This is a genomic window from Bifidobacterium sp. W8103, assembly GCF_016100775.1.
GTDB lineage: Bacteria > Actinomycetota > Actinomycetes > Actinomycetales > Bifidobacteriaceae > Bombiscardovia > Bombiscardovia choladohabitans.
The window spans coordinates 1,023,507-1,044,613 of the sequence record NZ_JACFRV010000001.1 but is presented as its reverse complement, the minus strand read 5'-3'; the positions used below and the strand labels follow the sequence as shown (position 1 = coordinate 1,044,613).

16 protein-coding genes and 1 riboswitch are annotated in these 21,107 nt (G+C 61.7%); of the genes, 6 read left to right on the top strand and 10 right to left on the bottom strand.

Annotated features, from left to right (window positions below):
- The first annotated feature begins 157 nt into the window (after positions 1–157).
- Positions 158–1,447: a class I SAM-dependent methyltransferase gene (locus H3U90_RS03900; protein WP_198177125.1), complete on the top strand. Its 1,290-nt coding sequence runs from the start codon at positions 158–160 to the stop codon at positions 1,445–1,447.
- 91 nt (positions 1,448–1,538) lie between these two features.
- Here the strand turns inward: H3U90_RS03900 and H3U90_RS03895 are convergent, their stop codons facing one another.
- From H3U90_RS03895 to H3U90_RS03860, 8 genes are all read right to left on the bottom strand, one after another.
- Positions 1,539–2,084, bottom strand: a complete 546-nt coding sequence (locus H3U90_RS03895; RefSeq protein ID WP_198177124.1) for an FMN-binding protein — start codon at positions 2,082–2,084, stop codon at positions 1,539–1,541.
- Position 2,085: 1 nt separating this feature from the next.
- Positions 2,086–2,913, bottom strand: a complete 828-nt coding sequence (locus H3U90_RS03890; protein WP_198177603.1) for an ABC transporter ATP-binding protein — start codon at positions 2,911–2,913, stop codon at positions 2,086–2,088.
- Positions 2,914–2,957: 44 nt separating this feature from the next.
- A complete protein-coding gene (locus H3U90_RS03885) occupies positions 2,958–4,124 on the bottom strand; it encodes an ABC transporter permease (protein ID WP_198177602.1) in 1,167 nt (388 codons plus the stop codon).
- A 16-nt stretch (positions 4,125–4,140) separates the two neighbouring features.
- A complete protein-coding gene (locus H3U90_RS03880) occupies positions 4,141–5,451 on the bottom strand; it encodes an ABC transporter permease (RefSeq protein WP_198177123.1) in 1,311 nt (436 codons plus the stop codon).
- A gap of 21 nt (positions 5,452–5,472) precedes the next feature.
- Entirely contained in the window at positions 5,473–6,747 is a 1,275-nt protein-coding gene (locus H3U90_RS03875; protein ID WP_198177122.1) for a DUF2318 domain-containing protein, read from the bottom strand.
- Between the two features lie 13 nt (positions 6,748–6,760).
- Positions 6,761–7,384 (bottom strand): iron transporter, encoded by a 624-nt coding sequence (locus H3U90_RS03870; RefSeq protein ID WP_198177121.1) that lies wholly within the window; start codon positions 7,382–7,384, stop codon positions 6,761–6,763.
- Positions 7,385–7,386: 2 nt separating this feature from the next.
- Complete coding sequence (locus tag H3U90_RS03865; RefSeq protein ID WP_198177120.1) at positions 7,387–9,195, bottom strand: FTR1 family iron permease; 1,809 nt, start codon at positions 9,193–9,195, stop codon at positions 7,387–7,389.
- 159 nt (positions 9,196–9,354) lie between these two features.
- Entirely contained in the window at positions 9,355–10,821 is a 1,467-nt protein-coding gene (locus H3U90_RS03860) for an amino acid permease (RefSeq protein ID WP_373564713.1), read from the bottom strand.
- 328 nt (positions 10,822–11,149) lie between these two features.
- On the opposite strand from H3U90_RS03860, the gene H3U90_RS03855 reads away from it, so the two are divergent.
- Positions 11,150–12,613 (top strand): amino acid permease, encoded by a 1,464-nt coding sequence (locus H3U90_RS03855; RefSeq protein ID WP_198177118.1) that lies wholly within the window; start codon positions 11,150–11,152, stop codon positions 12,611–12,613.
- 15 nt (positions 12,614–12,628) lie between these two features.
- On the opposite strand, the gene H3U90_RS03850 is transcribed toward H3U90_RS03855, so the two are convergent.
- The gene (locus H3U90_RS03850) at positions 12,629–13,642 is read right to left on the bottom strand and encodes a LacI family DNA-binding transcriptional regulator (RefSeq protein WP_198177117.1); all 1,014 of its coding nucleotides are present in this window, start codon (positions 13,640–13,642) and stop codon (positions 12,629–12,631) included.
- Positions 13,643–13,765: 123 nt separating this feature from the next.
- Between H3U90_RS03850 and H3U90_RS03845 the strand changes: the two genes are divergently transcribed.
- From H3U90_RS03845 to H3U90_RS03830, 4 genes are all read left to right on the top strand, one after another.
- The gene (locus tag H3U90_RS03845; RefSeq protein WP_198177116.1) at positions 13,766–15,031 is read left to right on the top strand and encodes an MFS transporter; all 1,266 of its coding nucleotides are present in this window, start codon (positions 13,766–13,768) and stop codon (positions 15,029–15,031) included.
- A gap of 49 nt (positions 15,032–15,080) precedes the next feature.
- Positions 15,081–15,947, top strand: a complete 867-nt coding sequence (locus H3U90_RS03840; RefSeq protein ID WP_198177115.1) for an alpha/beta fold hydrolase — start codon at positions 15,081–15,083, stop codon at positions 15,945–15,947.
- 214 nt (positions 15,948–16,161) lie between these two features.
- A riboswitch (Lysine riboswitch) is annotated at positions 16,162–16,340 on the top strand.
- A 180-nt stretch (positions 16,341–16,520) separates the two neighbouring features.
- On the top strand, positions 16,521–17,912 hold the full coding sequence (locus H3U90_RS03835) for an amino acid permease (RefSeq protein ID WP_415873755.1): 1,392 nt from the start codon (positions 16,521–16,523) through the stop codon (positions 17,910–17,912).
- Between the two features lie 204 nt (positions 17,913–18,116).
- Positions 18,117–19,622 carry an amino acid permease gene (locus tag H3U90_RS03830; RefSeq protein WP_198177113.1) on the top strand — a complete coding sequence of 502 codons (1,506 nt, stop codon included), beginning with the start codon at positions 18,117–18,119 and terminating at the stop codon, positions 19,620–19,622.
- Positions 19,623–19,928: 306 nt separating this feature from the next.
- On the opposite strand, the gene ilvC is transcribed toward H3U90_RS03830, so the two are convergent.
- Complete coding sequence (gene ilvC / locus H3U90_RS03825; protein WP_015022635.1) at positions 19,929–20,978, bottom strand: ketol-acid reductoisomerase; 1,050 nt, start codon at positions 20,976–20,978, stop codon at positions 19,929–19,931.
- Positions 20,979–21,107 lie beyond the last annotated feature (129 nt).

Sequence of the window (21,107 nt, the reverse complement as noted above, 5' to 3'; positions counted from 1 at the left end):
AGAGTCTGTACCCAGGCAAGGTTTCCCATGCGGAATAATTCACCAAACATGGACCCAACGGGGACCAGTGTCAGGGGTAGGGTGAAGACAGTACTTGTATCCACTAACTACCAGACCCGCCATGTTCGGTCATGTCCGGGTCACACAAGGGGGCTTCATGGCCAAAAGCAAGATGACTGTAGCCGAGATGATCGGGCTCTTCCTCACCCCCGACGCGCCTGTACAGGTGACCGCCTTCGATGGGTCGGTCTTCGGGCAGGACCAAGCGCCGCTGCATCTGGAAGTCAAGAATTCCCGTGCCATGTACTACATCACGGAAAATCCCAACGACCTGGGTCTGGCCCGCGCCTACCTGCAGGGTGATCTGGATTCTCCCGAGCTGCTGCCAGGCAACCCCTACCAGGTCCTCAAGGAGCTGATGGGCCTCAAGCACTTCGTCAAGCACCCCAGCAAGATGGAGCTGGCCCGGGCGGCCGGAGCCGTTTTCTCTCACGGTGTGCGCGTGCCCGAGCCGCCGGCCATCGAAGGGCCCTCCCTGGCCAAGCGACTGACCGAAGGCATCCGTCCCCACACCCGCCGGGGCGATGCAGCTACCGTCAGCTACCATTACGACCAGTCCAACGACTTCTACAGACTCTTCCTGGGCTCCTCCATGACCTACACCTGCGCCGTCTTCGAGAAGGCGGACGACAGTCTGGAGGACGCTCAGTGGCACAAGCTCAACATGGTCCTGGACAAGATGCACCTGAACAAGGGCGACCGTCTGCTGGACGTGGGCTGCGGCTGGGGCTCCATGGAGATCGCGGCCGCCCGCCGTGGCATCCACGTCATCGGCGTGACCCTGGCCGAGGAGCAGGTCGAGTGGGCCCAGAACTGGATCCGCCAGGAGGGTCTGCAGGATCTGGCCGAGGTCCGGCTGATGGATTATCGCGACGTTCCCGAGTCCGGCTTCGACGGGATCTGCTCCATCGGCATGATGGAGCATGTGGGCTACAAGCAGTACCCCTCCTACTTCAAGGAGATGATGGACAAGCTGCGTCCGGGCGGCATCCTGCTCAACCACCAGATCACCCGCACCAACTCCCACGACCACAAGCGGGCCGGCGGCTTCATCGACCGCTACATCTTCCCCGACGGGGAGCTGGCCAGCCCGGCCGAGATCGAACTGGCCATCCAGGACACCGGCTTCGAGGTCATCACCCAGGAGAACCTGCGTCAGCACTATGCGCTGACCCTCAAGCATTGGACCGAGAACCTCCAGGAGCATTGGGGCCAGGCCAAGCCCATGGTGGGCGAGCCCAAGGCGCGGCTCTGGGGCCTGTATATGGCCGGCGCGCGGCTCAACTTCGAACTCGACAACATTCAGATACACCAGTTCCAGTGCATCAAGCCTGATCCCGAGACCGGCACGGACACCTATCCGCTGCGGCCCTGGTGGGACCGGTAGTATACAGGACTGAAAAGGGGCGAGGAGTCAAATCCTCGCCCCTTTTTTGTTTCCGCCACCCGTAAAGCCTGCTACTCGTACGGCCCGGCTCTCAGGACGACCGGTCCGCCGAAGCCTCCAGCCGGGCCAAATCCAGGGCCTTGTTGAAGGCGTCCGAGGTCCAGCTGGCCCCAGCCACCTTGTCCACCTTGAGGTCCTTGAGCGGGCGTCCCTGGACTGCACCAGGCACAGCCCGGGCGAAACGTTCCATGTGGCCGCGCGAAATGGGCGAATCTGAATGCCCCTGGACCTGGACCCTGGTCACCTGGCCTCCCGACAGGTCCAGGTCCACATCGATGCTGTCAGCCCCGTCATGCCCGTACTTGCCCGTCAGGGCGTAGGTACCATCGTGATAGTTGCCCGTGTCAGCCGGAGCGGTCGGCAGTCCATCACGGGAGACGGCCGTAGGATTGCCCTCGCCCGCAGAGCCGGCTCCCGACTCTGGTGCAGAGCTGGACTCTGCGCCCGATCCGGCGAACTCGTCGTCCATGGGCTTGGCCTCCTGGCTTCCGCAGCCGCCCAGGAGGGAGCCGACCGCCACCAGGGTCGCCAGGGTTGCCGAGGCCGTGGTCAGTCCCCGGGACTTGCTTTTGGCCATTTCAACGCCCTCCTTCTGCATCAATGGTCGATCCCGGCAGGGAGCCGCCGGTCTTGGCCATCTTGGTGGGGTCATGGAAGCCCACCGGAATATCCTGGTCCCCTGAATCGACAGGAGCCCCGCTGAAGGCCGGACGGCCTCCGGCTGCCAGGTAGGCCCGCTTGGCCTCCTCATCATTCCACTGCTCGCCGGCCAGCACACCGTGGTTGAGCATGATCTCCCGCTGGGCGCAGGAGGCCACCAGGGCATCATGCGTGACCACAATCAGGGAGGTTCCCTGGTCATGCAATTGCCGGAAGAGATCCAGCACGATCCGCTCGTTGGCCTCGTCCAGGTTGCCAGTGGGCTCGTCAGCCAGAATCAGCTTGGGCTCGTTGATCAGCGCCCGGGCCACGCAGACCCGCTGCTGCTCGCCGCCCGAAAGCTGACTGGGCAGATGGCGGGCCCGATCCGCCAGACCCACACGGTCCAGGGCCTTCATGGCCTGGTCCTCGTCCACCACCGAGTGGTAGTACTGGGCCACCATGACATTCTCCAGGGCGGTCAGATGCGGGACCAGATAGAACTTCTGGAAAACCAGACCGATTACGTTCTTACGCACATCGGCCAGCTGGGACTGGCTCAGATCCTCCAGCGGCCGCCCCTGCAGTCGGACCGAGCCCCGGCTGGGGGTGTCCATGCAACCCAGAATGTTCATCAGCGTGGTCTTGCCTGAGCCGGAGGACCCCACCACGGCCAGCCACTGGCCCTGCGGGACGCTCAGATTCAGGTCGTCCAGGGCGTGCAGATCGCCGTAGATCTTGGAAACATGGTCCAGGTCCAGCAGCATGCCGCCGCCCGACTGGAACTCGCTCGCCTTTGCCTGCGTCATTGTCATTCCTCCCTCAAAACCAGGGCCGGGTCGATACGCGAAGCCCGGAGGACCGGCCGGATGGATGCGATCATGGATATGGCCACGCTCAGCAGGACCGTGCCCAGGGCCAGCCACCAGTTGAAGCCCAGCGGACGCTGGAAGACGGACAGGCAGAGCAGCCGGGCGAAGCCATAGCCCAGGGCGGTGCCGACCAGACCTCCGGCCAATCCGTAGCAGGCCGACTCCGCCAGAAACTCCATGGCTATCCCCTGCGAAGAGGCACCCAGAGCCTTGCGCAGGCCGATCTCGCTGCGCCGTTGGGAGACGATGGAGGCCATGGTGGTCCCCACGCCCACAAAGGTCAGGACCAGTACCACCACCGAAACCAGCCAGAAGAGCGACTGGAGCATGGCGATGGTATGGCTGTCGCCCGCTGTGATCCTGGTGACCGGCCGGGCCTTGACCCCCATGGAGGTCATGTCGTTGATGCCTGCGGCGATGGTCTTCAGCCCCGAGGTCATGGTGTTGACCGAGTATTCGATGACATCGGTGCCCCGCTTGGCCCCGGTCAGGAGCTCCAGATCGGCCAGGTCGGCGTAGATTATCCGATCCTCGGGACCTCCGGTATCGACGATGCCTCCCACACGAAAGTCTCGCCCCTGGCCTCCGCCTTTGCCTGTGCCGGTGACCTGGCTGGCCGGGTAGCCGATGGTCATCCGCTTGCCGGTGGTCAGCCCCAGCGAATCCGCCAGATCCCGCCCCACCATGACCGAACCCGGCCGGGGCCAGGAACCCTCCACACTCCAGTGACGATTGAGCTGACGCACCTGATTGGGGTGGATGCCGGCCATCTCGCGGGCCCCGGCATTGACCCGCACCGTCTCATATCGATAGGTGGCGTACCGCGCCGGGGCCTTGGCGGTCACCATGTGGGTGGTATGGTCCACCATGCCCTGTTCGATGCCGGAGCCGGACCTGTTGCCGCCTTGGACGGGCGAGACGACCAGGTTGGCCCCGTAGGAACGCATCTCCTGGTTGATCTGCCTGGGAGCCTCGATGCAGACCGCCGCCAGGCAGAAGAGGGTGGCCGCCCCCACCAGGGAGGCCACCACGGCCATCAGTGCCCGGCCGCGACGACGGAAGACGGCCCCGAAGAGCATGGTCAGGAACATGCGGGTGTTGGTCATATGGCTCTTATGGCGATCAGCGGCCATGAAGCACCTCCGCCGGCCGAAGCCGCAGAATCGATCTGATGGACGAGATGGACGCCAGCAGCACGGTCAGGGCCAGCAGCACGAAGACCAGCACGAAGACCATGGGCCGCATGGTGATGCCCGAGCCGAAGACCACCCTGCCCACAATCTGTGCCACTCCGGAGCCCAGCAGGGCGCCGACCAGAGCCCCAGCCAAGGCGATCAGCGCCGTCTCGGCCAGCACCAGTCGGGACACGGCCCCGTCAGTGGCGCCCAAGGCCTTGAGCAGGGCAAACTCCGAGGACCTCTCGGATATGGAGGATGCCATCAGGTTGGCCACGGCGATGGCTGCCGCCAGCAGGCTGAGCACAGTCATCAGGATCATGACCGCCTGGGTCTTTTGCAGAACATCGCCCTGCAGGGCTGCCACCTGTCTGACCTGCTTGGCCATGGACCCGGGGATGGCCTCCTCGATCTGGTAGGCGATGGAGGAGGGATAAGCCGTGCAGTACCAGGTCTCCCATTCGTCCTGAGAGAGGGCAGCAGGGTTTCGTGCAGCCTTGCGGGCCAGGTCGTTCTCGGGCGTGGTCAGGGCCTTGACCTCCACCTGGTCGATCTGATCGGTCAGGCCGGACATCTCCTGCAACGGCTTGGTAGGCAGGTAGAGGGAGGAAGCATCAGCATCACCGGAATCGAAGATGCCCACAATGGTGACGGTCCGCTGCTGATTACCCAGGCCAACCTTGACCTGGTCGCCAACCTGACGGCCACCCAGTCGTGCAGCCAGCTCCTTGCCCATCATGGCCTCAGACTTGCCGCCGGATACGGCCCCATCCTTGGGCCAGCGCCCTTGAACCTTCCACCAGGGCCGAAGGCCTTTCAGACCTGCAGTGCTGCTCTCGCCGCTGTCGACCTTGACGGTCCGGCCGAACCAGGTGCCCACCAGGGGGGCGCCGACCTGGTCCACGGTGCCACGAAGGTCCAGGCGCGGAGCGAAGTCGGTGATGTTGTAGGCCCAGAAGATGGTCTTGATCCTGGGCACCTGGGACTCCTTGAGGAAGGCGGTCGGCGTTGACTCGTCGCTTGTGGGACCGCCCTCCTGGTCGCCGTAGAGGTCGGAGACCACGGCATCCGCCTTGGCCTGGACCGTGATGTTGGACCCATAGGTGGACAGTTCCGCGTTGAGCTTGTCGCCCACGTCGAAGACCACACCCAGCATGGCCGTGGCCACGCAGGCCGACAGGCAGACAGTGACGGCGATGAGCATTCTTCGCCCGAACTGGCGGCTGAATGACCGCAGCATCATTCGCATGAAGAACATACCAACCGCTCCTTCCCTCTCTTAGCTCTTGAAGTGCGAAGACAGAGCATCCAGATCGGCGGTGCTGATCAGTATCGCGCCCCGACCGGTCTTATAGGGCAGAGGGACGGGATTGCAGCCGCCCTTGAACCCTATGGTGGCCAGGTTGATGGCTACGTCGCACTTCTTGCAGATGATCTTGCCGTCTTTTTCGTAATAGCCTGCATCCCCGCAGTTATCGCAGGCATCCAGCCCGACTCCGTAGGCTGCGCCATTCTTGCGGATGATGATAAAGCGCATCTCGGTGCCGTCCTTGGCCCGGTAGCTGAATCGATGCAGGTGGCCATCCTCCACCTGGGAGAAGCGGATGGTGGCCGTATCGGCAGTCAGGGAATACCGCTCCGGAGGTGAGAGCACGGGAACCTTGTGGGCCTGGGCCGTTCCCACCGTCAGGGCCAGGGTGACGCCGATCATGGCCACCAGGCTCCAGACCGCCGATGCCAGGGCCCTTCGGCGGAAGGCCCGGTGGCTACGGTCTTCCGCTGTGGAGGCTCCGGTCACCGGCATGCGCCAGCCTGCAACCAGACAGGCCAGGACTGGAATGATGAAGACCAGCACCTGGGCAAGAACCAAGGTCAGGTCGGCGTTGTAACCCAGGGCCATGACCCGGAAGGCCCAGCCGTGCAGAAGAACCAGGCCGGTGGTCTGCATCAGGGCCACCAGGGCCACGATGTGCCGGACCAGCAACAGGACCACCATGAGCAGGGCGGCCAGGCGGAAGGCTATCCGGGGGCAGGAGGTATGCATGGTCCTCAGAATGGCGGCCACCGTCACAGCGGCGGCAAGGCCGAGCAGGAAGCCCAGGGCCCGCAGGAGCATGGCCGAGGTCAGCACAGGCTCCCCCGGTTCAACAAAGGCCGTAAGCTGCAGGATGACATCAGGCAGGGCACGGAAGGTGGTCAGGGCTATGGCCAGGGCCGCCAGGGCGTTGGCCAGATCCATGGCCCAGGGGCGGCGATGCCAGTCCGAGACCAGCCGGTCGGAGGCCAGCACCACCACGATGGCCGCCAGATCGGTCAGAACGCAGGCTACCAGGGTCGGGTAGTTGACCATGGTCCGGCGGTTGATGATCACGGTGGCGCGCAGGAGGGCGAAGATCAACGCCCCCAGCACGCCGACCCCCAGGCCAATCAGTCGCCAGGAGGAGGAACGGGGCCGATCGCGGCCCTCGCCCACCCCCAGAAGCACGCTGAAAACCATGACCAGGAGGGCCGGGGCCAGCGTCCCCGGCAAGACCGTGACAAATTGCTCAAGCATGGTGCATAGCAGCTTACCACTGGTGGGGCGTGTAGTCCCAGTCCCAGCTGACCACGATGGGCTCGGTCCAGAAGTGCCCCTTCACGCCGGTCTCCGGGTCGACGTGCAGCATCCAACCCTTCTTCTCGGGAGAGTCGATGGAATAGGTCAGCTTGTAGGATCCGGCCTTCTCCATCTTGACGTTAGCTCCGTAATGCGGGCCATCCGAGGCGTTCATCTGCATGAAGGTGCCGGACTGCTTGTCGTTGGGGTCGTCCTTGTTCTGGATGGTGTAGTTGACGGTCAGATCCGGAACGAACTCGCCCTTGGCATAGCCCAGGTTGTTGTTGGGCAGGGCGTGGATATCAGCCTCCAGATGCAGGCTGGCATCCGCTGCCTTCAACCCCATGGAGGCGGGCTCCATGTCGATGGGCTGGAAGAAGACCGTGCCGATGTTCAGAGGGCCCTTCTGCTGATCGTCGGGCGGGATGGGGATCTCCTCGAACCCGGCTCCCTTGCCTGCCGAGGACTGGGAGGCACCGGAGGCCTCAGGCGCTTGGGCCTCACGGGTGCCTGACCCGCCGGAGCCGCACCCCGCCAGGGCCAGGGTGCCTGAGAGCACCAGCGCGACCAGGGCGGTCAATTGTCTCTTCTTCATGATTATCCTTCGCTCTTTGGTGTTTGCATGGATGCCGTGACCTCAGAGGGCACAGCCCCTTCGGCGGCCTGCTCGGTTTCCGTCCGATGGACGGTTGCCGACGGCGACCCGCCGGAGTCCTGATTCGACCGTGACCGCTCCTGCTTGTGCAGGCGGTGGGTCGACACAATTGCCAGCACGACCACGACCAGGGCCGCCAGAATCTGGGCGCCGATGGTCTGCGTGTAGGGATACAGCCCGATCCAGTCGCTGGTGGGCACACCGGGCAGGTAGGTGGCCGGCACCAGGTCGCCCTCGATCAGGGCATGGACACCGCCCCCGGCGAAGATGACCACCATGACCGCCATGAGCAGGCTGGTGATGATGAAGAAGGGCCGGATGGGAATCTTGACCGAGGTGAAGCGGATGAGCACGAAGACGATGACCAGGACCACGGCGGCAGCCGCAAAACCGGTCCAAATCTCCCGCCTGCCGCCGGGGGCCATGGCGAAGATGGCCTGGTAGAACATGACCGTCTCAGCCCCCTCCCGGAAGACCGCCAGGAAGGAGAGCAGGGCCAGGGAGATCACGCTGCCCTTCGAGATGGCCGCCACCGTCCGGCTTTGAATGTAGTGGTTCCAGGATTCCACAGAGGACTTGGACAACATCCAGTTGCTGGTGTAGAGCAGCATGAGCATGGCCACCAGGGCCACCACGCCCTCCAGGATCTCCTGCTGGGGACCGTTCCCGTTGAAGAGCAGGGTGAAGAGCAGGGCCACCAGCCCGCTGGCCACCAGACCTGCCGCAATGCCCCAGTAGATGTGCCGAATCTTGTCTTTATGGCCGGCCTTGACCAGGTAGGCGATGATGGCCGCTACCACCAGGATGGCCTCCAGACCCTCCCTCAGCAGAACCACGAAAGCCTGGCCGAAGGCGGAAGTCAGGAAGGACGTCCACCCATTGACCTGGTCTGCGGCGCCCCCGTCCAGAGTGGCTGCGTCCTCGACCAGCATGCTCTTCAGGTCGTTCACCAGGGTCTTGGCCGGCTTGCCCGCCACCATGGCCATCCGGGTCTCCTTGAACTGGTATTCCACCTGGGAGACCCTGTTGCCACTGATGGCGTTCATGACGTTCTTCTCGAAGCCCAGCTTTTCGTAATACTGGTAGTAGGCCTTGTTGACCAGGTCGGATCCCGCCTGGCCCTGCCCCTTGGATGCCTGCGCGAGCGCCTGATCCAGAATGGGCGTCATCTCGTGGGCCACCTGGGTCCAGGTCCGGTCGCCCTTGCCGGTGTTCCGATGCTTCTTGGCTGCGTCCAGCCGTCGACGATCCGCCTTGATCTGCTCCTGCTGGGCCTTGGCGTAGGCACGGGGATTGGCCAGCCCTTGGGTGGCATCCAGCTGGGTGGCCGCAGCAGCCAGATCGGCCTTGAGCTTTTCACTGCCCTGGGTCAGGGCCTGCCCGGCATCCGGGGCATAGGCCTGATTCTGCAGGGCCTGGAACTGCCCATCCAGAGCGTTGCGCCTATCCTGCCCCAGGGTCGACTCGACCACCGAGACGAATCCGGATCCCACATAGCTTACGTTGTAGGCCCCCATGAATTGCGAGGCCGCCCCGGCATGATCCCCCCGGGCATAGTCCTCACACCCTCTATCCAACTGATGGGATACTGAGCCAGCCACCTGGGCCCAGCTGTCATAATCCGTGGCTCCGCTCGCCGCCATGGCCGACTGCGGGGTCTGCAGGACCAGGAATATCAGGGCCAAGAGCAGGCATGAGAGCAGGGAGCCAGCGGTCCTGGCCACTCGTGTCCTGCCGACCTGTGCAACCATGGGCGATGATCTCCTTCGTCAGTCCCTCGTAATCGAACCTGCGAGAAACGAAGGCCGATTTGACAACTACCGAAAATCAATCTAGCTCAGGCACAAGTGGAAAAACAGACTTGTTTATACCGTTTTGAAGCCATATAATGCGCCCGCGCCCGCAGATGGTCAGTCGACCGCCAACGGCTCACCCTTATGCTTCCACAGGCAGATGCCGCCGAATACCAGCAGCCAGACCAATCCCAGTATGGCTGGATAGCGGGTGTCAGGAGCCAGGAAGAGCGAGAGGTAGATCAGGACGAAGAAGGCGATGGCAACGGCCCCGGTCACCCGGTAGGCAGGCATGATGAACCCATCGGGCATGAAGTCCTTGCTGGTCCGGTAGCGGCGGTGGGCAAGCAGGGTCAGGATGTAGATGAAGATGATGACCGCGCTGGAGCAGGAGGTGAACAGGACGAAGGTATCCTCGAACCCGGGCAGCAGATGCAACACCGGAGATAGGAGGATCAGCACCCCGGACAGGACGATGGCCCGGGCGGGAACCTTGCCGCGGCGCGAAATCGTATGCAGGCTGCGCATCACCGGAGAGTGGCCGGCGGCGGCCAGTTGGAAGAGGTTGCGGCCAGCGGAGTAGAGCAGGGAGTTCAGCGAGGAGCTGGCTGCCGTGATGACCACGAAGAAGACCAGCGCAGCCGCCCAATCCACCCCGGCGTAACGGAAGACCATGACGAAGGGCGAGGTGAAGCTGCCGTCGGCGTTGGGCCGGAAGGAGCGCCAGGGCACGATCAGCATGATGGCGACCAGGGCGCCCACGTAGAAGATCAGCACCCTCAGGATGATCTGGTTGATGGCCTTGGGCAAAACCTTGCGGGGATTCTGGGTCTCGGAGACGGTCACCCCCACGAATTCGATCATCTCGTAGGCGAAGAAGACCATCTGGAAGCTCATGAAGAAGGCCATCCACCCGTTGGGCGCCAGACTCAGACCGGTGGTGATGTTGTCCAGACCGGCATGCCCGGCCGGGCTGATCCGATCCTGTCCGGGCATACGGACGGCCGGATAGTGGAAGCCCGTGATGACCATGACCACAGCCGTGACGATCATGGCCAGAATCAGGGTGATCTTGATCATGGAGAACCAGAACTCGGTCTCCCCGAAGACCCTCACGGCAATCAGGTTGATGCACACCATGGCCGTCAGGAAGCAGAGCTCGATCAGACCCCGCCAGGCGCTCAGATCGATGCCGAAGGTGCCGAAGAAGGTGACGAAGTAGGTGCCCACGGCGGTCAGCTCGGACATGCCGATCAGGATGAGCACGATCCAGTAGGACCAACCGGCGAAAGACCCCCACCCCTGGCCCAGGTAGCGGCTGATGAAAGCGATGAAGGTGTGCTGGACGGGGCTGCGATACATGAGCTCGCCAATGGCCCGCATGAGCAGGTACATGATCACGCCGACGCCGATGTAGACCAGGATTATGGAGGGCCCGGTCAGGGCAATGGACTTGCCCGACCCCAGGAAAAGCCCGGTGCCGATGGTGCCGCCGATGGCGATGAACTGCACATGACGATTGCTCAGACCGCGTTCCATGCCGTCGCCTGCCGAGGTGCCGTCACCTTGATTCTGCTGCGCCAAAGGGCCATTGCCCATACGGTTCATGCGACTGCACCTCCTTGCCTTTACAACCCATTGATCATCGCCGCCCAGGAAGGGATGCCCATCGAGGCCGGTAGGTCAGCAATACCACAGAGGTGTCGATAACCGGGAGCAGACGGCGGGCACCGACGCCCATGGTAGGGCCCGGCGGTCATCATTCGGTGAATTTACCGTCTCACATGGCGGACGCCTTTATTCCACAATGTAAAGGCATGGTCATCCGGCTCGGGTCGGCTCCTATAGTGTTGGCCCTGTCAGCCGGCAACATTCAGCTGGCCACTACCACCACCTAAGGAATGACATCCCCATGGATCAACCCAAGGAGTTGCAGGGCAAGAACCTGCGCAAGACCCTGAAGAACAGGCATATCCAGCTCATCTCGCTGGGCGGCGCCATCGGAACGGGACTCTTCTACGGGTCCGGGGAATCCATCTCATTGGCTGGGCCGGCCATCATCATCGCCTATCTGATAGGCGGTCTGGCCATCTTCATGATCGTCAGGGCCATGAGCGAAATGAGCGTGGAAGACCCCAAGTCCGGCGCTTTCAGCTACTACGCCACCCGCTACTGGTCCAAGCGGGCAGGGTTCGTTTCGGGGTGGAACTACTGGATGAACTATGTGCTGGTATCCATGGTCGAACTGTCCGTGGTGGGCACCTTCGTCAACTTCTGGTTCCCGGCAATCCCCGCCTGGGTCTCCGCGGCCTTCTTCCTGGTGGTCATCACGGCAGCCAATCTGATGGGAGTCAGCAAGTTCGGCGAGTTCGAGTTCTGGTTCGCCATCATCAAGATCGCAGCCATCGTCGCCATGATCATCGGCGGCTTGGCCGTCGTGGTCATGGCCCTGCCCACGGCCAACGGACTGCGGGCCTCCTTCGCCAACTGGTTCACCGTGGGCGGCGGGTTCCTGCCCAACGGACTCATGCGTCACGGGGCCAATGGCCAGTGGACCGGTCTGCTCATGTCGCTGGCGGTGGTCATGTTCAGCTTCGGCGGCACGGAACTCATCGGCATCACCGCCGGGGAGGCCTCCGATCCCCGGCGGACCATCCCCAAGGCCACCAACGCCATCATCTGGAGGATCCTGGTCTTCTACATCCTGACGCTTGGGGTGATCATGGCCGTAGTCCCCTGGAATGCCATCGGCAAGCCCAACGCCCAGGGCATGGTCGTCAGCCCCTTCGTCCAGATCTTCGACTCGGTTGGAGTCCACGCGGCCGCAGGCATCCTCAACTTCGTCTGCCTGACTGCGGTCATGAGCGTCTACAACTCGGCCCTCTACTCCAACTCCCGCATGCTCTTCTCCCTGGCCCGGCAGGGCAATGCCCCCAAGTATCTGGGGAAGCTGTCCAAGGGAGGGGTGCCCTACGCAGGAGTGCTGACCTCGGCCTGCATCATCGCCCTGGCCGTGGTCGTGGTCTTCCTCTGGCCCCAGTTCGCCTTCAACTACCTGATGAGCATCGCCACAATCTCGGCCATCATCAACTGGTCAATGATCATGGTGACCGAGATGCTCTTCCGGCGTGCCGTTGCCCGCGGCGAGGGACCCGGCGACCTGGCGGGCAAGACCGGCGAAAACGCTCTGAACGCCCTGCACTTCAAGCTGCCCTTTGCCCGGGTGACCCCTTGGGCGGTCCTGGCCTTCCTGGCCATGATCGTGGTGCTCATGTGCTTCTCGTCCAGCTACCGGGTGGCCGTCATCGCCGGGCCCATCTGGCTGATCGTCCTCCTGGTGGCCTACCAGCTGACCCAGCGGCACAGGCGCGACTAAGGGGCCCGGCCCAAATCAGGCCGACTGTCTCTCAACGACCCATATGCGTGGCGTATGATTCAATGTCTTGCCGAGATTGTCCCCACATCCGCTGGCTTCAACAATGGCATCGATATAGGCAAAGACAACATTGTCGTAATCGATACTTGTCAATGATGGCTGCAGATAGGCAGCAATGGGGTCATTATCGACTCCGATGATGCGCAGGCCTCGGGGAATTTCGATGCCCTTGTCCTTGACCCTGGAGATCAGAAGCGAGGCCAGCTGATCATTGTAGACGCAGACCCCATCGCATTTGTTCTCGACCAAGCAATTCACCAGAGCGTCTGCCGACTGGCCGTGGTCATGCAATGAGATATTGGCATTCAGTACCAGATTCCGCCCCCCTGCAGCGAGTCCTCGTCGTACACCTGCCAGCCTCGACCCACAAATGGCGCTGTTGCTCGAGGTTGTGGTACCGACATAGGCAATGCGCTCGCAGCCCTTGTCCACGAGGTATCCGGCCTGTTGAGCGCCAACGGATTCCTGAAAATCACCAAACAGCTCTACGGGAGGCAGGCCGTTGTGCTTTTTCCTGGAAGGCCGGAAGAACTCGACCAGAGGAATATGAAGCCTCTTCAGAAGGTCCTTGTCTTCATTAGATAGCTGGAAGAAGGGAACCACAACGCTGGGTGTGATTTCTTCCAGGAGCTGCTTCAACGGAGTGGTCGATCCTGCGGTCTTCGAAAAGAGGCAGGTCAGCCCTCGGTCGTAGAGACTCCGGCTCAGTACATTCGTTGCTTCATCGGCCTTGAGCGAGGGCTCGGAATCCACGGTAAGGCATAAGACAACGGTGCCCCTGCCACGTTGCAGTACCCTCCCGGCCGCGGAAGGAACAAACCCCAAGTCATCGGCTGCCTTGATGACTTTCTGCCTGGTCTTCTCAGGGATCGATGCGTCATGATGATTGAGAACGAGGCTGACCGTGGTACGCGAGACACCAGCTTGATCGGCCACATCCTGGCTACGAACCACCCTCTTCTTCGCCACTGGTTCGCTCCTTCCCGGAGGTATATTTGACAAATCTGTCAATTAGTATATTATTACGTGGTAACACGTGTTAGTAGCACGCGTTACCACACTTCATACCATGTACGGCCAAAGGAGCTCGTCGTGAATGAAACTACCCAGAAACCGGCCAGAGACAAGGTCAGCGTCAATCGAATACTAATACTGCTTTTCCCAACCATCATCGGTGTATATGGAGTCTATCAGGCCATAGGACAAGTACTGCTGCCGGCCCAGATCGTCAGCATCGACCCCACAAATAAGGTGCATGATACAGCCATGATTTCCTTTGTGAATTCACTGGTCGGAACCATCATCCTCCCTGTGGGTGCCGCTATTTCGGACCGGACACGGAGCAGGTTCGGCAGAAGGACTCCCTGGCTCATTATCTCCGCACTTGGAACAGCCCTGGCCTGCATAGGCATGGGCTTCATGACCGGCATCGCAGGTCTGGTCGTCATGGCCGGCCTGGTCTGGTTGTTCGCCAACTGGTTCCAAGGTGTTATCTATGCAGTCATTCCGGACAGGATCCCTGAAGACAAGCGCGGGGTGGCATCATCGGTGACCGGACTGGGGGTTCCCGTGGGAATCCTCGTCTTTGTCAATCTCGCCTCCCGAACAGGTCAGCACTGGGGATACCTCCTGGTCGGACTCTTCCTCCTTGTAGCAGCAGTGGTGTTCTGCATATTTGCCCCCGAACCTTCATCATTGGAGAGCCTGCCCCAGGAACCGAAGGAGAAGAAGCGGAAGACCTTCAACTTCAAAGAAATAGGCCATTTCTTCTCAGCCTTCCTGCATTGGGATTTCAGCATGGCCTTCATCTCCCGATTCACCTTCTACTTTGCCGCCTTTGCCATTTCAAGCTTCACCTTCTACGTGCTGACCGACTACATCGGCACAAAGAACATCCCGGGGCAAAACCCGACGACCGCGGTGGCAACCATTTCATCCATACAGACCGTGGCCCAGATCATCGCCATCATAATCTTCGGAAAACTCGCTGACATGCTGGACCGCCGTAAGTTGGTCGTGGCCATGTCGTCAATCGTCTACATGGTCTCCTTTATAGTACCCCTGGTCATGCCGAACTGGATCGGCATGGTCATCTACGCCATCATCAATGGTGCAGCCGGCGGGGTCTTCTTCTCCGTCGATATAGCCGTCATGTCCCTCGTCCTTCCCTCCAAGGCCGACGAGGGCAGGGACCTGGGCATTCTGGCCGTTGCGACTTCCGTACCGGCCGCCCTCTCACCCCTGGTCGGATCCATGCTGATCAGCGCCACCGGCACCTACGCAGCAGTCTTCGTCTTCGGGATTCTCACGTCATTCCTGGGAGGCGTATTCACCATGCTGATTCGCTCGGTCAGGTAACCACCGCACAAGCCGCCACTAACCATAATCAGAGAAAGGAAATACCGTCATGCCCTACGCAAAGAACGGCAATATAACCATTTACTACGAATCTGAAGGCCCCAAGGACGGGGCACCCCTTATCCTGGTCGCCGGGTATACCTCCCAACTAGTCAGCTGGGATAAGGACCTGACCAGACTTCTCAATCAACAAGGAATCCGGACCATAGTCTTCGACAACCGCGACGTCGGACTGTCCAGCCAGACCGGGTCACCGGACCAGACCGGCAAACTCTACGATGTGACCGACATGGCCAAGGATGTTCTGGCCATCGCCGACGCCGAAGGCCTTGAACGGTTCAACATCATGGGTGTTTCCATGGGAGGCATGATTACCCAGCAGATTCTGGCCGAGTATTCCCAACGGATATCCTCGGCCATCATCGGGTTCACCGCCCCCTCCCAACATCTCGAATGGTTGACTTCCAAGGAATCCGCGGCCGACGAGGGTGGCAACGTGGGATTGGATGTGGCCTCATCACGGGAAGAAGCCGTCAATCTATTCGTCACCCGCGAGCGAGCCTGCCATACGACCTCGGCTTATCCCTTCAATGAAGAGAAAGTGCGGGAACAGGGGATCCTCACCTATGACCGCTGCTACCGTCCGGACGGCTGGAGAAGACAGCAGGCGGCCATCGCGGACTTCATGGCCGATGAGGACAAACTGGCTGCGCTCGATCTGCCGGTCGCCGTCCTCCATGGGAGACGAGACCCCTTCTTCAGCCCGAAAGCCGGCATCCATATCGCCTCGCTCCTGAAGAACTCCGAATTGCATATATACCCGGGCATGGCTCACGAACTGCCGGAAGCGCTCTGGGACGACTTCGTTCGCATCATCACCAGGACTATAGAACGGGGCCAGAAAACCGAAAAATAAGCAAATCGGTGGGTGCCAAATTCGCAATTGCCGGATTTGGCACCCACCGATAAAACCGATACCCGACCGGCCATCACCGTACATGTTCCGCCATGGCCGGTTTATTATCGCCTGCGATCCAACCACCACCGGAGGCATCCACAAGCTTCGGGCCTGAATGCGGAACACGGGCGGTCCTTGTCGGAGAAATACTCTAGGCTAGTCTATGATTGCAAGCCACTGAAGAGGTTGCCGAACCTATCAGTACCCGGGGTCAGACAGTGCGGTGTCGACCATCCCCGGCGAAAGGACGTTCGGCCGAAACGGTCCGGCCCCGCATAGCCGGCTCGTTGGGTCCGGGTTGAAGAAGTCCGGGACTGTCGCAACCCGATGTTGCGGAGCGCTATGTGCAGTGTCACGGACAGGCAATACGTCTGGATTCCGCCTGAGCGGAACCGGCCGGAACCGTTGTCATAGGGCTCTCAGGTCAGTTCGAGGAGAAGAGCAGTCATGGCGACCAGGCAGGGCGGAAAGGCCAGTCCCTCCGCATCCACCGACCGTGTTCAACGCAACCTCAAGACCCGCCACGTCACCATGATCGCCCTGGGCGGCTGCATCGGCACCGGACTGTTCATGACCTCCGGCTCCACCATCGCCAAGGCCGGACCGGGAGGCGCGCTGGTGGCCTACGCGGCCATGGGCCTCATGGTCTACTTCCTGATGACCAGCCTGGGCGAGCTGGCCACCCACCTACCCACCTCCGGCTCCTTTGCCGCCTACAACGCCCGCTATGTGGATCCGGCCCTGGGATTTGCCATGGGTTGGAACTACTGGCTGAACTGGGCCATCACCGTGGCTGTGGACATCTCCACCGCAGCCCTGCTGATCCAGTACTGGCTGCCCCACACCCCAGGCTGGGTCTGGAGCCTCCTGGTCCTGGTGGTCATCTTCCTGATCAACGCCCTGACCGTGTCCACCTTTGGCGAGACCGAGTTCTGGCTCTCCCTGATCAAGGTGGTGACGGTGATCGTCTTCCTGGTCATCGGTCTGGCCATGATCTGCGGAATCATGTTCCGCCCGGCCGTGGGCCTGGGCAACTTCACCTACAAGGACGCTCCCTTCGTGGGCGGATTCCCCGCCATTCTCAACGTCTTTCTGATAGCAGGCTTCTCCTTCCAGGGCACCGAGCTGATCGGGGTCACGGCCGGCGAGTCCGAAAACCCGGGCAAGGCCGTTCCCAAGGCCATCAACGACGTCTTCTGGCGAATCCTGCTCTTCTATATTCTGTCCATCTTCGTCATCGCCGCGCTGATCCCCTACACCAGCCCCAACCTGCTCAGCTCCGCCCAGGGGGACATCGCCATGTCGCCCTTCACCCTGGTCTTCCAGCGGGCGGGCCTGGCCTCGGCGGCCAGCGTCATGAACGCCATCATCCTGACCTCGGTCCTCTCGTCCGCCAACTCAGGGGTCTACGCCTCCACCCGAATGCTCTACGCCCTTGCCAAGGACCATTACGCCCCCGCCTTCTTCGGGCACACCACCCGCCATGGCATCCCCATGGCCTCGCTGGTCGCCACTCTGGTGGTCTCCCTGGCCACCTTCGCCGCCAGCATCTTCGGTCAGCGTATCTACATGTGGCTGGTGGCCGCCTCGGGGCTGACCGGATTCATCGTTTGGATCGGCATCGCCCTCAGCCACTATCGCTTCCGCCGCGCCTGGGTGGTCCAGGGCCACCGGGTTGAGGAGCTGCGCTACCATGCCAAGCTCTTCCCCCTGGGGCCCATCCTGGCTCTGGTCCTATGCGTCATCGTCATCGGCGGGCAGAACTTCGAGGCCTTCGTCAACTGGAACTGGCAGGAGATCGGCGTCACCTACATCAGCGTGCCCCTGGTACTTGCGCTCTATCTGGGCTACAAGATCCACTACCATACCCGGATCGTGCCCCTGGAGACCATGGATTTGAGCGGGGACCCGGAATCGCCATGAAAGATTTGCCAGCTAACATGACACATTGTGACCACGGGAGCCGAAAGGCCATATCAATGGCATAGACTCCCTAAGCGTTCGAGGACCGGCTCAAGGACCCGGCCATATGAATCTGTTCCGGCATCCAGCCGGCATATCAGGAATCGCAATTTCAGTACGACCCCGGACTCCCCGGTGCGTCGCCCAGCCAAAAGGAGGAGGATCATGACGCGGAACACCAGCAATGCAGCGTCGAACACCAATCAATCCGACCGGGCCGGGCAAGAGCATCATGGCTGCGGCAGCGTCAAGCGCAACCTCAAGACCCGCCACATTTCCATGATCGCCCTGGGCGGCTGCATCGGCACCGGACTGTTCATGACCTCCGGTTCCACCATCTCCACAGCCGGCCCCGGCGGAGGACTCCTGGCCTACATCGCCATGGGCGTCATGGTCTACTTTCTGATGACCAGTCTGGGCGAGCTGGCCACGCACCTTCCGGTGTCGGGATCCTTCGCCGCCTACAGCGCCCGCTACGTGGATCCGGCCCTGGGATTCGCCATGGGCTGGGACTACTGGCTGAACTGGACCATCTCGGGTGCCGTGGACATCTCCACCGCCGCACTGCTGATCCAGTACTGGCTGCCCCATACCCCAGGATGGATCTGGAGCCTGCTGGTCCTGGTCATCGTCTTCCTGATCAACGCCCTGACGGTCTCCGCATTCGGCGAGACGGAATTCTGGCTCTCCCTGATCAAGGTGGCCACCATCATTGTCTTCCTGGTCATCGGCATGGCCATGATCTGCGGAATCATGTTCCAGCCAGCGGTCGGCCTGAAGAACTTCACCTACAAGGACGCCCCCTTCGTGGGAGGATTCCCGGCCATCATGAGCGTCTTTCTGATCGCCGGCTACTCCTTCCAAGGCACCGAGGTGGTGGGCGTGACCGCCGGCGAGTCCGAGAACCCCGGCAAGGCGGTTCCCAAGGCCATCAATGACGTCTTCTGGCGGATCCTGCTCTTCTATGTGCTCTCCATCTTCGTCATCGCCGCCCTGATCCCCTACACCAGCCCCAACCTTTTGGGAGCCTCCGACGGGAACATCGCCATGTCGCCCTTCACCCTTGTCTTCCAGCGGGCCGGCCTGGCCTCGGCGGCCAGCGTCATGAACGCGGTGGTGCTGACATCCATCCTCTCGGCCGTCAACACCGGGGCCTACGCCTCCAGCCGCATGCTCTACGGACTGGCCAAGGACCACTATGCTCCGGCCATCTTCGCCAGGACCACCAAGAGGGGCATCCCCCTGGCGGCCCTGGTAGCCACGGTCTGCATGTCCCTGGCCACCTTCGCCTCCAGCATCTTCGGCCAGTCCTTCTACATGTGGCTGGTGACCGCCACCGGACTGACCGGGTTCATCGCCTGGATCGGCATCGCCCTGAGCCACTTCCGCTTCCGGAGGGCTTTCAAACTCCAGGGGCACGACCTGAGCGAACTCAAGTACCACTCCAAGCTCTATCCGTTCGGCCCGGTCCTGGCCATGGTGCTCTGCGTCATCGTCATCGCCGGACAGGACATCCCCTCCCTGCTCAGCCTGAACTGGTCACACATGGCCATGACCTACTTCAGCGTGGTTCTGGTCCTGGTCCTCTACCTGGGCTTCAAGTTCGTCAACCACACCAAGATCGTGCGCCTCAAGGATATGGACGTGTCCGGCGCCGAATCCGCCCACTGAGGCAGTAGGTTCAGCGGACACCCTTGCAGAAAGGCCAGTCCTCTATAACAAACGGTGCCCCCACCCAAGTGGAATTGACCATCTGGATGGGGGCACCACTAAATATCCTTCGGCACTTGAAAATTTCACACATCCACGTAATCGATCCCTTCGGTGAAACAATCTGACCGCATGATTGAAACGTGGACATCAGGTCACGATAACAAGATGGCCGTTCCGTCACCGGTGTTGCATCCGGATGAGGGAACGGCCATCTGCTGAATGGTCAGTCGGACTGGGCAGGGTCCTCCCGACAGAGCCTACAGGTCACTGCACCTGGGAGCGGGCGATCTTGCCGGTGAAGGACTGGGCCTCGTCGGCATCCTTGACGTCCTTGTTCCAAGAGAACATGGCGCGCAGCTTGGGGCCGACCTCCTCGATCTTCTCGTGGGAGTACTTCTCCTGGAGCTCCTTGAACTTGGGGGCGCCGGCATCCTGATCGTCAATGAACTCCTTGGCGAAGGAGCCGTCCTGAATGCGCTGCAGCTGGTGACGCATCCTGTCCTTGGTGGACTCGTCCACCACGGTGGAGGTGAAATCACCGTACTGAGCGGTGTCGGAGCAGGACCAGCGAGCCTTGTTCAGGCCGCCCTCGTTCATCAGGTCGACCAGCATCTTGAGCTCGTGGCAGACCTCGAAGTAGGCGATCTCGGGCTGGTAGCCAGCCTCGGTCAGCACTTCGAAGCCGGCCTCGACCAGGTGGTTGACGCCACCCATAAGCACATCCTGCTCGCCGAAGAGGTCGGTCTCGGTCTCTTCCTTGAAGGTGGTCTTGATGGCGCCGGCGCGCAGGGCGCCCAGAGCCTTGGCGTAGGCCAGGGTGATGTCCCAGGCGTCGCCACGCGGATCCTGCTCCACGGCCACGACCACGGGCACGCCACGGCCAGCGACATACTCACGACGGACGATATGGCCCGGGCCCTTGGGGGCGACCATGAAGACCGGGTGGTCGGCGCTGGGCTTGATGTAGCCGTAATGGATGTTGAACCCGTGGGCGAAGGCGACTGCCGCGCCCTCCTTGATATTGGGCTCGATGTCGTCCCGCCAGATGTTGCGCTGGTACTGGTCGGGGGCCAGGATCATGACGATGTCGGCCTCCTTGGTGGCCTCGGGCACGGTCTTGACCTCCAGGCCCTGCTCCTTGGCGAAGGGCACCGACTTGGAGTTGGCGCGCAGGCCGACCACAACGTCCACACCGGAATCACGCAGGTTCAGCGCATGAGCATGTCCCTGGGAACCGTAGCCGATGATGGCCACCTTCTTGCCATCCAGAACCGAAAGGTCCCCATCCTTCTCATACCAGATCTGTGCTGCCATTATCTACACTCCTTTATGTGCGGTCCAACCGGACCGGCTCTATCCAGGCCGGGGAACGCAAAATACTGTGAATTCCTGTCGTTGTTCCAGGCGGACGATGCTCTTTCGACCGGGGCGACGGATTTTGTC